This is a genomic window from Sphingobium fontiphilum (assembly GCF_014196635.1).
GTDB lineage: Bacteria > Pseudomonadota > Alphaproteobacteria > Sphingomonadales > Sphingomonadaceae > Sphingobium > Sphingobium fontiphilum.
This window is the reverse complement of sequence record NZ_JACIEB010000001.1, coordinates 760,444-774,294: the sequence shown is the minus strand read 5'-3', so window position 1 is coordinate 774,294 and position 13,851 is coordinate 760,444. Positions and strand designations below refer to the sequence as shown.

Here is a 13,851-nt window from a genome sequence, read left to right as displayed (position 1 = left end):
TCCTGATAAAATGGGGCTCAGAGGACGGGCGGTTCGGCGTCCGTGTCGCCCGCGACGAACCAGTCCACATATTTGTGGAAATATTGGTTGCCGCGCTCGTTCTTGCCGAAAAGCACCGATTTGAGCGCGCCCGACGCCAGCCCCTGCTGCACCTTCAGCCCAACGCCATAATCTTCCCGGTCGACGACATCGGCCAGCCAGTCCATCATGCCTTCGATGCCTGCTGCATCCTCCGCATCGCGCGGCGGCGTGCGGCGGATGAACATCAGGTTGGTGGTGTTCCTGTCCGGCGTCGGGCCGGGGATGAGCTGTGCGACCTGGGTAATTTCGGGTGCGAAGAAGATCGAGACATTGGGGAAGATGGTGCGGACGAAATCATAGCCGCTATTTTCAATATGGCCCCAACGCTCGCGCGGCTGCGCCTCCAGCTTTTCCTTGATCGTCACCTGCGGGTAGCCGACCCGCATATGGGGCCCGAAGGCGGTGAAGTGCATGATATTGGAGAAACTGCGCGGATGGATCGTCTCCGGGTGCGCAGCGGCGAAATGATAGCCTTCCAGATAGCCGTCATAAGCGATTTTCCAGTTGGCCCCGTAAATCCGCCGCGAACCGCAATAATGCCAGTTGGCGAGATCATATTCGTTCAGGTCGTCCAGCATCCCGCCCAGATGGGCGGCGATGTCCATGTCCGCGCCGTGGGTCAGGCTGACCCAGATGACGCCGCCGGCCTCGATGCAGGGCAGGGTGGCAAGGTTGCGTTCCTCCTTGCAGACCGGGCCGAACTTGCCCGGTTCCGACACGCCGATCAGATTGCCGTCATTGGCGAAGGTCCAGGCGTGATAGGGGCAGGAAAAGCGCTTCTTGTTCCCATGGCCTTCGGGTTGAAGGATCATGCCGCGATGGGTGCAGACATTCAGCATCGCGGCCACGCTACCGTCCGTGCGTCGGGTGATCAGGACCGGCTTGCCCATCAGTTCCATCGCCTTGAAATCGCCCGGATCGGGCATTTCGGCGGTCAGCGCGGCCAGCAACGGCAGGCGCAGGAAAATGGTCTCCATCTCCCGCTCGAAATAGTCTGTGTCGGTATAGGCGGTGGCGGGCACTTCCATCGGCGCAGATGCGCTGTCGGTTGTGCCGCTTTCGACGAACGCCAGCATTTTCGCCGCTTCATCGCCGATCGTCTCGTGATAGCCCATGCACGCACCTCTGCCTTATTCATCTGTCAGGGGCAGGCTATCGCCACCGGGTCGCGCTTGGAACTCTGGACAGTCATAGGTGCGGCGATTTTTCTGTGAATATGGCTAGTTGCCGGCACCGGTCCCGCGCCTAGCTTGGCGGCGACAAATTTTGCAGGAGAGCGGCTGAGATGATCGACCTTTCGGGCAAGGTGGCGTTGGTGACAGGGGCCGCGTCTGCCGGCGGGCTGGGCTTTGCCGCCGCCAGCATCTTGGCTGCGCAAGGGGCGAGCCTGTTCCTGACGGACCTTGATGGCGAAGCGGTGGAGGCGCGCGCCGCTGAACTGCGCGCGGCAGGGCATGAGGCCGAGGCCATGGCGCAGGATGTGACCAGCGAAGCGCAATGGGCCGCCGTGCGCGATGCGCTACTCGCCCGCTTTGGCCGACTCGACATCATGGTGAATAATGCGGGCATCGCGGTGCTGCGCCATATGAGCGAAATGACGGCTGCCGATTGGCACAAGCAGATCGCCGTCAATCTCGACAGCGTGTTTTTCGGCACGAAAATGGCCGTCGATCAGATGCGCGCGCAGGGGCAGGGCGGGTCGATCATCAATCTGTCGTCGGTGGCGGGGCTGGTCGGCGTGGCGGGCACAGGCGCCTATGCCGCCTCGAAAGGCGGCGTCCGTCTGTTCAGCAAGTCCGTCGCGCTGGAAACGGCGGCTGAAAATATCCGCGTCAACACCATCCACCCCGGCATGATCTGGACCGACATGCAGAAGGTGGCGATCGCCGATAACAAGGAGGTGTTCGATCAGATCGTCGCCGCCGTGCCAATGCGCCGCATGGGCGAGCCCCGCGACATCGGCAACATGGTCGCCTTCCTCGCCTCCGACGCGGCGGGCTATATCACGGGCGCTGAATTTGTGGTCGATGGCGGCATGGTGGCGCAGTGACGGACAGCCTGACGCAAACTACAGGTTATCGACGCGCAAATGCGCCTAATATGGCGTCAAACGTGACAGGAGAGAGTGAGATCGATGGCCGAGAGTGATCCGCGTATCAAGGGTAAACCCTTGCCCCGCTGCCCCGGGACCTCGGTGCGCGACCTGATGATGGCCGACACCAATCCGGTGCCGGCGTTCATGTATCAGGACGAATATGAAAATCTGGGGTCGGAGCCCATTCCGGCCATGCGCTATACCGATCCGGCTTTTTTCGAACTGGAAAACCAGAAGATGTGGCCGCGCATCTGGCAATTTGCCGCGCGCGAAGAGGAGTTGCCTGAGCCGGGCGACCATGTCGTCTACGACAATGCGGGCAAGAGCTTTCTGCTCGTCCGGCAGGACGACGGGTCGATCAAGGGGTTCTACAATGTCTGTCTGCATCGCGGGCGGCAGTTGAAGACGCAGGAAGGCTGGTCGGCGCAATTGCAGTGCCCGTTCCACGGCTTCACCTGGAACAATGACGGCAGCGTGCGCAACATCCCTTGTCGCTGGGATTTTTCGCATCTGAAGGATGAGGATATTCACCTGGCGGAAGTCAGCGTCGGCCGCTGGGGCGGCTATGTCTTCCTGCGCGAGGCGAAGGACGGCCCGACGTTGGAAGAGTATCTCGCCCCCATGCCAGAGCATTTCAAGCGGTGGAAGCATGAAGAATGCGCCACCGCCCTTTGGGTGGGCAAGGTGTGCAAGGCCAACTGGAAGGTGGTGATGGAGGCTTTCATGGAAAGCTGGCATACCGTCGTCACTCATCCGCAACTGCTGCCGTTCACCGGTGACGCCAATTCGATGTACAACATCTATGGCGACCATGTGAACCTGACGATCACGCCCTTTGGCACGATGTCGCCGCACATCGATCCCGATGGCAAGTCCCAGCAGTGGATCGTCGACGAATTCGTCAAGTATAACGGCCGTTCGTTAGACAATTATGAGGGCGAGAATGCGCCGGAGGGCGGCTATAACGTCAAGGTGCCCGAAGGAAAGACGGCGCGCGAAGCGCTGGGCGCCAGTCTGCGCGAAACGACGACCCGGATGTTCGGCCATGATGTCAGCTTCGCGTCAGACGCTGAAATGATGGACGCCATCCTCTATAATGTTTTCCCCAACTGGTCGCCATGGGGCGGGTTTCAACCCAATATCGTCTATCGCTGGCGGCCGTGGGGCGATGTCGATCATTGCCTGATGGAGGTGCGGATCATCACCCGCGTGCCGCCGGGCGAAACGCCGCCCAGGGCGCCCAGGATGAAGCTGTTGTCGGTCGATCAGAAATGGACCGAAGCGCCTGAACTGGGCATATTGGGCGATGTGTTCGAACAGGATATGGAAAATCTGCCCTTCGTTCAGGTGGGCCTGAAATCCAGCCCGAACAACCGGGTCGAACTGGCCAATTATCAGGAAATCCAGATCCGCCAGTTCCAGAATACTTTGATAAAATATGTGAACGGCCAGCTTTGAGAACCGGCTGGCACTGACTGGCTTGCCAGGAGGGCGAAGGGAGCGGGGGGATGGCCCCTCCGCTCCCTTCTTTCCGTCTATCGCCCCGAAATGCCGGACGACCAGTTGCGCGTCTGCGAAAAGTCGGCGCCGCGCGGGCCGGACAGGTGAATGCCCGCCTCCTGCTGCAGCATGGCGTCGATCGCCGGGTCGTGGCGGGCCCCTTCGATCAGCTCGCGTCGCCGCTGGATCGCCGAGCGACCATCGCTCAGCGCATAATCGTCGACATAGCGACCCGCCATCAGCAAATCCTTTTCCGGGCCATCCTCGTCACGGGTGCGGCGCCAGGCGAGGACATAGACTTCGCCCGAGCCCGTTCCCGCGTCGTTGTCGATGGTCAGGTCCAACTGACCCACGATATGCTGGCTGCCGTGCAACTGGGCCAGAGACCCCTGCGCGAAAGCGGTATAGTCGTCCGCCCCGCCCCGCATCAGACCGCAATCGACATCGGCGTCGTCGTGCAAGGCGGACCGCTGCACGGCGGCGTGGAGCCGGTCCTGCCCACTATGAAAAATGTCAGGGGACGCTTCTTTGTCGGATTACCTGCCTATTTTCACAGGATGACGGCTCGCCCGGATGCGCGCAAAGCGGGTGACAACGACCGGGCGCCCGATCCGTGTCACCATAAACTGTTCAAACTGGCCTTAGGGCTGTCATGTCAGGCGAGGATAAAATGACCAACCGCTTCAGCAAGAAACAACTTCTCCTTGGCGTCGCCATCTGTGCGTCCGTTCAGATTCTCCCCGCATTCGCGCAGGATGCCGCGCCTCAGGACGCCGCCGCGCAGGATTCGGCGTCGTCGGGCGGTTTGCAGGATATTGTCGTCACCGCGCGCAAGCGGCAGGAAAGCGTGCAGGATGTGCCCGTCGCCGTCACCGCCCTGTCGGCCGAAATGGTGCAGCGTCAGGATCTGACCTCGATCGAGAAGATCGCTGCGCGCACCCCCAACCTCAACGTCGGTCGCGCCTCCAACGGGTCGGGCGCGCAGTTGACGCTGCGCGGCATCGGTTCCTCATCGACTTCGATCGGTATCGAACAATCGGTCGCGATCGTCGTCGACGGCGTCTATTATGGTCAGGGCCGCATTATCAATGAAGGTTTCTTCGACCTCGGCCGCGTCGAAATCCTCAAAGGTCCGCAGGCGCTGTTCTTTGGCAAGAACGCCACGGCCGGCGTTATTTCGCTGACAACCGCCGATCCGACCTCGACGCCTGAGTTCAAGGCGCGCGCGGGTTATGAATTCAAGGCGGAACAGGCGCAGATCGAACTGGTCGGCTCAGGCCCGCTGTCGGATACGCTGGGTGTCCGCGTCGCCGTTCGCGCCTCGAAAATGTGGGGCGGCTATTATCGCAACGTCGCCGATCCGGTCACCTATTCCACCTTCGACATCGCCGACGGATCGCTGGAGGGGCATGGTGCGACCCCGGCATCCAGTCAGGCGCCCGGCGAGAAGGAGTTGCTGGGCCGCATCACGTTGAAATGGGAACCGACCGACCGCTTCACCGCGACCCTGAAGGCGTCGGGCACCCACAGCGAAGTGAACAACAGCAGCTGGAACTATGTCGCCTATAACTGCCCGTCGGGCGTCAGCCAACTCAACGGCTATGCGTGCAAGAAGGATTTTGTCACGCACCAGAACAACATCCCCACCGACATCGCCGCCAATTTCCCCTTCTCCAAGAAGGACGGTCAGCTTTACAACCGCTACAAGAGCTGGGGCATCACCGCGAACCTTGGCTATGAACTGGACGATGTGAACATCACGTCGGTCACCAACTATAACTGGAACAACAACCGCTGGGCCTGCGCCTGCGATTTCCAGTCGAGCGCGGCTGGCACCTGGGCCACGGAAAACAGCAGCTTCAAGGCGTTCTCTTCCGAACTGCGCGCGCTGACCAGCTTTGACGGGCCGATCAACCTGATGGTCGGCGGCCTCTATCAGAAGACGAAGCGCACCTTCGACCAGTTCATAATGTTCGCCAATATCGAGGATTCGACCCAGTCGGCCGCGAACCGCTACCTGGCCACCACCAAAACCAGCTTCACCGATGGCGAAACCACCGCCCTGTTCGGCCAGGTGACGTGGAAGGTCGTGCCCACGGTCGAACTGGCCGGTGGCGTGCGTTACACCCATGAAACCAAGGACAGCTATTTCACCCAGCCCTATAACAACGCGGCGGTGACCGGCATCTTCCGCGATCAATTCGACGCCGATGGCCTGGGTGAAGTGACCGCGAATCAGACGTTCAACAACTGGTCGCCGGAAATTTCGCTGACCTGGAAGCCGACCAGCGGCATCCTCGTCTATGGCGCCTACAAGACCGCCTACAAGTCGGGCGGTTTCTCGAATGGCGGCATCAATTCCAAATTCTCCGCCGATCCGCTGGCCGACCTCACTTTCAACCCGGAACGGGCGGCCGGTTTCGAAGGCGGCATCAAGACGACGCTGGCTGACAACCAGCTGCGCCTGAACCTGGGCCTGTATAGCTATCTCTACAAGGATCTGCAGGTCGACTTCTTCAACTCGCCGATCTTCGCCTTCCAGACGCTGACCGCCGACGCGCGGACGAAGGGCGTGGAGCTGGAGTTCGAATATGCCCCCCGCGCGGTGGAAGGGCTGAACATCCACGGGTCGATCAACTATAACAAGGCGAGCTACACCAAATTCCCCGAGGCCCCCTGCTATGCGGGCCAGAGCATCGCGGAAGGGTGCAACATCGTGCTGCCGGGTGGCGGCGTTCGCCAGAATTTGAACGGCACGACGCTGTCGGTTGCGCCCAAATGGACGGGGACTTTCGGGGTTGGCTACGACGCGGAAATCGGCAACGATTTGATGCTAGGGCTGAATGCGGACGTGCGCTATTCGTCCTCCTATCTGGCCTCGGGCTTTGGCAATCCGGACTCGCGGCAGAGCAGCTATGCCACGCTGGACGCCGGCGTCCGCGTCGGATCGGCCGATGAACGCTGGCAGGTGGCGCTGATCGGCAAGAATCTGACCAACCGTTTCTATGTGACGGGCGTGGTGGACGGTCCTTCGACCGGCGGCGCATCGGGGGGCGCGACGTCGGCCCATGCCGACCAGCTGGGCTTTGGCACCTTGCCCCGCACGGTCATGCTGCAACTGACCACCAAATTCTGACGCCATCACCCTCGACGGGTCGCAAAAAGGGGAGGGGAGCAATGTTCCTCTCCCCATTTTTTTGTGAGTGGTCACCGCAGCACCGACAAAAGAAAGCCCCCGCCCCGCAGGCGACCAGGACGGGGGCAAGGAAGCCAGCTTTTGGGGGCGGTTAGCGACGCCCGTCCAGATAGTCGTTCAGCACCTCGTGAAAGCGGCGGACGCGGGTTTCCTGATTGGCCAGATAGGCATCGGTAAAGCCCATCGAGCGCAGCCCCTGTTGCTGGGTCACCGCCAGCGAAAGATCCTGCGACAGGAAATCGCCCTGGGCGATGTTCGCTTCATAATCGCTGAATTCGCCGTCCTCGAACCCGGCCTCCTCGCATGGGCGCATCCCGTAAAGGGTCGCGACATCGCCATCAGTCGTCGGCACCATATACCAGTAATCAAAGATCGACCAGTTGGGGTCGTCGCCGTCTGGTTCGGTACGGAACATGTGCAGCCCCTCCGGCGTGCCGGTCAGCGTCACATTGGGGAACAGCGTATGGTGGAACTGGTCGGTCAGCTCCCAGTCGCTGAACTTCGCCAGATGGGGCAGGCCGCGCTCTTCGGCCAGCCGCCGTCGCGCCTGCTGAAGGGCGATGCGGCCCTCCTGCGCGCGGCCTTCATAATCGGCAGGATCTATTTCCCATTCGCGCAGGATGTCGGCCCATAGCGGCTTGACCTGCTGCGCGTCGGCATAGCGGCTCGACGGCTGGAACTTCTCGATCATGCGGTTGTGCCCCGCCGGATACATTTCGAATATGGTGGTCGAATAATGATCGTCGATGATCGGCATGAATTGCGGGTGCACCGCGGGGATATGATAAGCCTCGTTAAAATTGTCGGAGGCGAATTTCCAGTTGGTGTTGACCCTCAGCCGCCGCCATACGACCCGCGTCCAGTCGTCCAGGTCGCGATGCGCCATCAGGTCGGGAATGGGCGCCAGATATTCCGACAGCGGCGGCGCGTTGCGGTCGAACGAATACCAGACGAAGCCGCCCCATGTTTCACAGGGCAGTTCCGACAGGCGCAGCTTGCCGCAGGGATTGCCGTGCGCGAAATCCTCCGGATCCTGCACATCCTTCAGCGTGCCGTCGATGCCCCATTTCCAGGCGTGATAGGGACAGGTGAAGCTGTGTGCCACGCCGCCTTCGGTCACATTGACCAGCCTGTTGCCGCGATGCTGGCACACGTTGAAGAAGGCGCGGATGGAACCATCCTCCTGCTGCACCATCATCACCGATTCATGCTTGAAATTGTGGACGATGAAGTCGCCGGCTTCGTCCAGTTGCGATACGCGGCCGCCCACATGCCATATGCGCTTCCACATATGCTCCCATTCGCGATCAGCGAATTCGCGCGACCAGTAACGGTCGCCGGTGATGGCGTCGCCGCGCGCCTGCGGCGTTTCGGCCAGCGGCGATGTGGGGTAGGGCGCGGACGCCCGTTCGAGAGTTTCAGGCATTGGCCGGTTCCTTGGCATGGATTTCGGTGAGCGATCCGGGCATTGGCAGCAGAGGTTCTTCATAGAAGCGCGCGATCTTCCAGCCGGCGGCGGTGCGGACGCAGTCGAGATAATAGTCGACATGCACGGTCACGCTGTTGCCGTCCCTGGCGATGCCCATGCCGGTGACATAGGCGCGGATCGACGCTTCGTCGCCGTCCAGACGGCTGACGGTGAAGTTGCTGCTATAATGGGCGTGATGCGCCATGTCCTTGAACACGCGGGTGAAGAAGGCGCGGATTTCGTCATGCCCCTGCGCGGTGAGCAGGCCGATGGCCGACAGGTCGAAGACGGCGTCGGGCGTGAACAGGTCGAGCAGCGCGTCGACATCGTCCAGCGCGTCGACGGCATAGCAATAGGCGGTCAGCAGATCCTGCAACGCGAACCGATCCTGCATCATCTGGATGTCCGAGGACATGACTACTCTCCTTGGGTGCTTGGCGCTCTTGTTCTCAAAAACAAGCAGTTGTGATTTTTATACCCGTTGACGCTGTTGGCAAGGCTATGCTTTTTGCTAGGTGAGTCCCCGAGCGGATAAAGATCAGACGGCGATCATGATGGCGACACAGGAAACGGACGCGTTCGACGAGAGCGCGGAAAATTGGCAGAGCCGCAAAAGCGCGCGGATGCGCGGGCGGGTATTGGAGGCTGCCGTCGACTGGCTGGTGGAGCGTGGCTATGCCGGTTTCTCGGTTCTGGCGCTGGCGGAAAAGGCGGGTGTGTCGCGCGGCGCGCTGCAACATCATTTCCCGACCAAGGGCGATCTGATTTCGGCGGTGATCGACCATGTCGTTGACCGGCGGATCGCGCGCTTCCTGGCCGATTTCGGGGCGAGTGCGACGATTGTGGACGATCAGCCGCAACAGGCGACGGCCATGTATTGGGACAGCGTCAACAGCCGTGACTATGCCGCCTATCTGGAACTGATGGTCGCGTCGCGCACGGACGCGGAACTGCGCGAATGTTTCGAAAAGGGCGCGTTGCGATACGACCGCGCCTGGATAAAGGAAGTGGCGGGATCCTTCCCGCAATGGGCAGGCAACGAGCATCGCCTGCAGGTCGCCAGCGATTTTGTGGCGGCGACGCATCTGGGTCTGTTACTGCTGTCGACCATGCCGGAAGAGCGTCGACGCGATGTTCTGGCCTTTACCGAAGATGCCGTGGTCGGCCTGTATCTCGGCCGTGATCCGCGCAGCGGAGACGATGGTAAGGCCTGATGGTCGGGGCGATGCGAGGCGACTGCGCCGCCGGGACGCTTGCCCCGGTCAGCGCATGGTTTCGCCGTTGTCGATCACGATGTTGGCGCCGGTGATGTGTCGGCCATCCTCGCAGGCGAGGTAAAGCACCATATTGGCGATGTCGATCGGCTGGCCCATGCCGTGCGCGCTATTCTGTTCAAGGCCCGGATCGTCCGACGGCAATTGCGCCAGAGCCTGCGCCGTCATCGGCGTCACGATGCCGCCGGGCGCGATGGAATTGACGCGGATGCGATATTTCTGTTCCTGACAATGGACGGCGATGCTGCGGGTCATGGCGATGATGCCGCCCTTTGCCCCGGCATAGGCGGGGATGGCGCTGATCCCCTTCATGCCGCCCACCGAAGCCATGTTGATGATCGAACCGCCGCCATCGCGGCTCATGTGCGGGATCGCCGCCTTGCAGCCCAGAAATGTGCCGTCGAGCATCACGTCGACCTGCAACTTGTAATCGGCGTAGGACAGGTCTTCCACCGAACCAAAGCGGACCAGCCCGGCATTGTTCACCAATATGTCGAGTCGGCCGAACGCCGAGAGGGTTTGGGTGACGACGCTTTCCCGTTCGCCTTCTTTACGCACGTCATGGCGGAGATAGAGGCTGCCGGGGATTTCAGCCGCCAGCGCCCTGCCCAGTGCATCCTGCACGTCGCTGATGACGACCTTCGCGCCCTCGGCGGCCAGCAGGCGCGCGTCCTCCGCGCCCAGCCCCGACGCGCCGCCGGTGATGATGGCGACCTTGCCGTCCAGTTTTCCCATGGATGTTGCTCCATATTGTGTCAGAGGGTGGCCCACAGGGCGTAGACCGGATCGGCCGAGCCCCAGCCGCCGCGCGTCTTGAGCGGCTCATACATGCCGTCGAGCGCCATGCTGTTCGGGTGGGTCGTGTTCCAGTCGGCGACGAACGTGCGGCTCAAAATCTTCCAGACGCCATCGCGCCGTTCATAGCGGTCGATATAGCGGCCGCCGGTCATCATATCCTGGCCGCCCGCGCTCACATGGGCGATGACATAATGTTCGCCCACGCCATGGTCGCCCTTCACCTCGATCCATTCATTGGCGACCGAATGGAAGCAATAGTCCATGTTCGCCTGGCAATATTGGGTGATGCCATCGGCAAATTCGCTCGCCGGACCGTTGATGACGCCCGATACCATCGTGCCGTCTTCCCAGAATATGGCCTTGAGCAGATCGGCGTCGGCCCGGTCCACGCCCCGGCAATAGGCCATTGCCAGATCATGGATGGCGGCGCGGGACAGCATCTGGTCCAGCGCGGCGGGATCAACGGTCATCGGTGCGGCTCCTTGGGCGCGGCGGGATTGGGCGTGGTGAAGGGTGAGAAGGGCAAGGCCGGCGTCGGCCGGTCCCTTGCCGCCTGCGGGGACGCGATGGTCGGGCGAGGGCCCCAGCGGGTGATGGATCATGGTGTCGGGCCGGTTGATATTGCCGTCCATCACATAGTGGCGATGGCCGATGCGCCATTGCCCGTCGCGTTGCTCCAGCCGGTCGAGATAGCGGCCGAAGATCATGCGTTGCATCCCCGGTTCCGAGGCATAGGCGATGACATAGGCCTCGCTGACGGCGCGGTTGCCTGCAATTTTCATCATCGGCGGCGCGGTGCGGTGCAGCGTCGCGCCCGCGCTGGCCATCGCCGATGCCAATATTGACGCCAGTTCCGCCGCCGCTCCGCTAAAGAAGCCGTACTCGACCGTGGCGTCATCATGGTATGACGCTGCGATCATTCCGGCGTCTGCTCGGTCGACGCTCCGACTGTGCAGCGCCAGCGCGTTCTTTATGCCGTCGGCGGCGATCAGGCTGGCTATATCGTGCATGGCATTGCGTCCGGCGGCGTCGCCGCCGCCGGACGTCCCCCTTTTCCTTCAGAAGTTGTAGGTCGCCGACACGCCAAACTGGCGCGGCGGGGCGTAGCCGACGAGCGCGGCATAGCCCGGCGAGTCATAGGAGGTGGAGATATAGCGTTTGTCGAACAGGTTCTTGGCCCACAGACCCACTTGAATATTGTCGTCGGCCGCATGCCAGGTCAGCAGCGCATCGACATAATGGGTCGGCTGGATTTCCGAGCGCGGGGTGTTGAGGATCGCGGTATAAAATTTCTTGGATGTGTACTGATAGCTCAGGTCCGCCACGATCTTCGATCCACCGGCCAGTTCCAGACTGTAATTCGCGCCCAGCGTTCCCGCCCATTTGGGCGCGTTCTGCAACGCTTCGCCCTTCAGGTCGTAAACGACCGCCGAAACCGGGTCGAAATACAGGAATTCCTTATACTTTGTATCCAGATAGCCCACCGACCCGCGCAGCGTCAGCCCATCGGTCGGCATCGCCTGCACCTCCAGTTCGACACCCTTGATCTCGGCCTTGGCGGCGTTGAGGATGCGGTTGCCCTGTACATTGGTGGCGCTGTCAAAGTAAATTTGCGCCACCTGCATGTCGCGATAATTGGTGTAGAATGCCGCCAGATTGACGCGCAGACGACGGTCGAGAAGGTCGGCCTTCAGGCCCACTTCGAAGGTATCGACCTTTTCCGGGCCATAGGGGGTGTCGCCGTCCTGCACCACGCCGATGCGGCCGGTGAAACCGCCCGACTTGAAGCCGCGCGCCCAACTGCCATAAACCATCTGGTGAGCGCCCAGTTCATAGTCGAAGCCCAGTTTCCAGCCGACATTGTCCCAGCTCTTGCGACCGCCGGTGTCGATCTGGTGCGCGACGTCGTTCAGGTCGCCAATACCCGGCGCGACGGCGAAGTCGTCGGACGTCAGGGCGGGCAGATTCATCGCATAATCGAGCGTCGAACGGGCGTTGATCCGGTCATGGGTGAAACGGATGCCGCCCTGAAACTTCAGCCGGTCAGTGGCCTGATAATAGGTCTGGAGGAATGCGGAAACGGATTCGGTGCCCTGTTCCTGCGTGTTGTACTGGGCCAGGCCCGGCGCCGCGAAGTCCAGATGATACATCTGGTAATGGTCGTAATGGGTCTTGAGGTAGAACAGGCCCGCCACGCCAGTGAAGGCCTCGCCCAGAGAGAAGGCCGAGCGCAGTTCCTGGCTGAACTGCCACCCCTTGGTCTGGCGGCGGGTTGCGTTGTTGGTCTTGGGCGACCCGTCCTGATCGGTATATTCGAACAGCTTGAACGTCTTGTAGCCGGTGATGCTGGTGATATCGCCCAGCGCGGTGTCGCCGATTTCGGTCGTCAGGATCGTGAAATAGGTGTCCATATCCGACGTGTCGGGCACTTCGTTGTTGCCCGAATAATATTTGCCCGGCGCTTCGCACCGCGTGCCTGCGGGCAGGCAGGGGCTGGCGTACATGGGCAGGACGCTGCCATTATAGCTGACGCCCGGCGCTACATAATTGGCTTCGCCCGGCACCGCGCCGTTGATGACGATGGGCGCGCCGTTGCGGGCGGCGACATACTCGCCCTGCAATGTCATCTTGACGTTGGGGGCAGGGGTGAAGAGCAATTGGGCGCGGACGGCGTCGATATTCTTGCTGCCCATGTCGGACCCGTCGAACACGTTAGTGACCCAGCCCTTGCGCTGGGTGTGGATGCCCGACAATTTGAGCGACAAAATATCCTTGGCCAGCGGCGCTTCAATCGCGCCGGAAATGTCCACGCGGTTCCAGTTGCCGACCATCGCCTTCACATAGCCGCCAAATTCCCCCGTCGGCTGCGACGTGACGACGTTGACCACGCCGCCGGTGGTGTTGGCCCCGAACAAGGTGCCCTGCGGCCCGCGCAGGATTTCGACGCGGTTCACGTCATACATGTCGAGCAACGCGCCCATGCTGAAGAATTGCGGCACGCCGTCAACCACGATCGACACGGTGTTGCCGGCATAGGGATCGGGTTCGATGACGCCGATGCCGCGAATGGTGAAGACGGCATTGTTGGGCGTGTTGGCGAAATTGTCGATCTGGACGTTGGGGACGGAGCCTTGCAGCGCCTGAAGCGTGGTGACCTGCATGTTGGCAAGCTGTTCGCCCCCCACAGCGGACACGGAAATCGGCACATTCTGAAGATTTTCCGCCCGCTTCTGTGCGGTGACGACGATGTCGGCGATGCCTTCGCTTTCCTGGGGTTCGGTCTGTGCCAGGGCCGGCGCGGCGGTATAGGCTGTCAGGCACGCGCCACACAGCAGGATCGAAGAAATACGCATGAATCCTCCCCTCAGCATTGCTCGCCCGGTCTGGGCCGGGCGGTCCGGCACAGCCGTTCATGTTCAAACAAGCAGTGCTGTATGTT

General features: G+C 61.5%; 11 protein-coding genes. 4 read left to right on the top strand and 7 right to left on the bottom strand.

From position 1 onward, the window contains the following. Window positions 1-17: 17 nt before the first annotated feature. Entirely contained in the window at window positions 18-1,196 is a 1,179-nt protein-coding gene (locus tag GGR44_RS03535) for an aromatic ring-hydroxylating oxygenase subunit alpha (protein ID WP_183954030.1), read from the bottom strand. A gap of 170 nt (window positions 1,197-1,366) precedes the next feature. Here GGR44_RS03535 and GGR44_RS03530 point away from each other — a divergent pair, with 170 nt between their 5' ends. Together GGR44_RS03530 and GGR44_RS03525 are read left to right on the top strand one after the other, a co-directional pair. Continuing rightward, on the top strand, window positions 1,367-2,131 hold the full coding sequence (locus GGR44_RS03530) for an SDR family NAD(P)-dependent oxidoreductase (protein ID WP_183954029.1): 765 nt from the start codon (window positions 1,367-1,369) through the stop codon (window positions 2,129-2,131). 84 nt (window positions 2,132-2,215) lie between these two features. Then, window positions 2,216-3,634, top strand: coding sequence for an aromatic ring-hydroxylating oxygenase subunit alpha (locus tag GGR44_RS03525; RefSeq protein ID WP_183954028.1), 1,419 nt, complete (start codon window positions 2,216-2,218; stop codon window positions 3,632-3,634). A gap of 77 nt (window positions 3,635-3,711) precedes the next feature. Here the strand turns inward: GGR44_RS03525 and GGR44_RS03520 are convergent, their stop codons facing one another. After that, window positions 3,712-4,152, bottom strand: coding sequence for a nuclear transport factor 2 family protein (locus GGR44_RS03520; protein WP_183954027.1), 441 nt, complete (start codon window positions 4,150-4,152; stop codon window positions 3,712-3,714). 194 nt (window positions 4,153-4,346) lie between these two features. Here GGR44_RS03520 and GGR44_RS03515 point away from each other — a divergent pair, with 194 nt between their 5' ends. Beyond that, window positions 4,347-6,812, top strand: a complete 2,466-nt coding sequence (locus tag GGR44_RS03515) for a TonB-dependent receptor (protein ID WP_183954026.1) — start codon at window positions 4,347-4,349, stop codon at window positions 6,810-6,812. A gap of 151 nt (window positions 6,813-6,963) precedes the next feature. On the opposite strand, the gene GGR44_RS03510 is transcribed toward GGR44_RS03515, so the two are convergent. Together GGR44_RS03510 and GGR44_RS03505 are read right to left on the bottom strand one after the other, a co-directional pair. Further along, the gene (locus GGR44_RS03510; protein WP_183954025.1) at window positions 6,964-8,298 is read right to left on the bottom strand and encodes an aromatic ring-hydroxylating oxygenase subunit alpha; all 1,335 of its coding nucleotides are present in this window, start codon (window positions 8,296-8,298) and stop codon (window positions 6,964-6,966) included. Next, entirely contained in the window at window positions 8,291-8,755 is a 465-nt protein-coding gene (locus GGR44_RS03505) for a nuclear transport factor 2 family protein (RefSeq protein ID WP_183954024.1), read from the bottom strand. Before GGR44_RS03505 ends, GGR44_RS03510 begins: the two co-directional genes overlap by 8 nt. A 136-nt stretch (window positions 8,756-8,891) precedes the next feature. On the opposite strand from GGR44_RS03505, the gene GGR44_RS03500 reads away from it, so the two are divergent. Next, window positions 8,892-9,554: a TetR/AcrR family transcriptional regulator gene (locus tag GGR44_RS03500; protein WP_183954023.1), complete on the top strand. Its 663-nt coding sequence runs from the start codon at window positions 8,892-8,894 to the stop codon at window positions 9,552-9,554. Window positions 9,555-9,602: 48 nt separating this feature from the next. Here GGR44_RS03500 and GGR44_RS03495 read toward each other — a convergent pair whose 3' ends face one another. Genes GGR44_RS03495 through GGR44_RS03485 form a run of 3 tightly spaced genes read right to left on the bottom strand, consistent with a single transcriptional unit; the run spans window position 9,603 to window position 13,765 of the window. Next, window positions 9,603-10,349 (bottom strand): SDR family oxidoreductase, encoded by a 747-nt coding sequence (locus GGR44_RS03495; protein ID WP_183954022.1) that lies wholly within the window; start codon window positions 10,347-10,349, stop codon window positions 9,603-9,605. Between the two features lie 20 nt (window positions 10,350-10,369). Beyond that, window positions 10,370-11,422: a nuclear transport factor 2 family protein gene (locus tag GGR44_RS03490; RefSeq protein WP_183954021.1), complete on the bottom strand. Its 1,053-nt coding sequence runs from the start codon at window positions 11,420-11,422 to the stop codon at window positions 10,370-10,372. Between the two features lie 48 nt (window positions 11,423-11,470). Then, on the bottom strand, window positions 11,471-13,765 hold the full coding sequence (locus GGR44_RS03485) for a TonB-dependent receptor (protein ID WP_246344284.1): 2,295 nt from the start codon (window positions 13,763-13,765) through the stop codon (window positions 11,471-11,473). Window positions 13,766-13,851: the final 86 nt, after the last annotated feature.

What these genes read in the sequence shown, in the direction of transcription:
- GGR44_RS03535 (WP_183954030.1), bottom strand. Translation starts at nt 1,196, where the DNA reads ATGGGCTATCACGAGACGATCGGCGATGAAGCGGCGAAAATGCTGGCG.
- GGR44_RS03530 (WP_183954029.1), top strand. Translation starts at nt 1,367, where the DNA reads ATGATCGACCTTTCGGGCAAGGTGGCGTTGGTGACAGGGGCCGCGTCT.
- GGR44_RS03525 (WP_183954028.1), top strand. Translation starts at nt 2,216, where the DNA reads ATGGCCGAGAGTGATCCGCGTATCAAGGGTAAACCCTTGCCCCGCTGC.
- GGR44_RS03515 (WP_183954026.1), top strand. Translation starts at nt 4,347, where the DNA reads ATGACCAACCGCTTCAGCAAGAAACAACTTCTCCTTGGCGTCGCCATC.
- GGR44_RS03510 (WP_183954025.1), bottom strand. Translation starts at nt 8,298, where the DNA reads ATGCCTGAAACTCTCGAACGGGCGTCCGCGCCCTACCCCACATCGCCG.
- GGR44_RS03505 (WP_183954024.1), bottom strand. Translation starts at nt 8,755, where the DNA reads ATGTCCTCGGACATCCAGATGATGCAGGATCGGTTCGCGTTGCAGGAT.
- GGR44_RS03500 (WP_183954023.1), top strand. Translation starts at nt 8,892, where the DNA reads ATGATGGCGACACAGGAAACGGACGCGTTCGACGAGAGCGCGGAAAAT.
- GGR44_RS03495 (WP_183954022.1), bottom strand. Translation starts at nt 10,349, where the DNA reads ATGGGAAAACTGGACGGCAAGGTCGCCATCATCACCGGCGGCGCGTCG.
- GGR44_RS03490 (WP_183954021.1), bottom strand. Translation starts at nt 11,422, where the DNA reads ATGCACGATATAGCCAGCCTGATCGCCGCCGACGGCATAAAGAACGCG.
- GGR44_RS03485 (WP_246344284.1), bottom strand. Translation starts at nt 13,765, where the DNA reads ATGCGTATTTCTTCGATCCTGCTGTGTGGCGCGTGCCTGACAGCCTAT.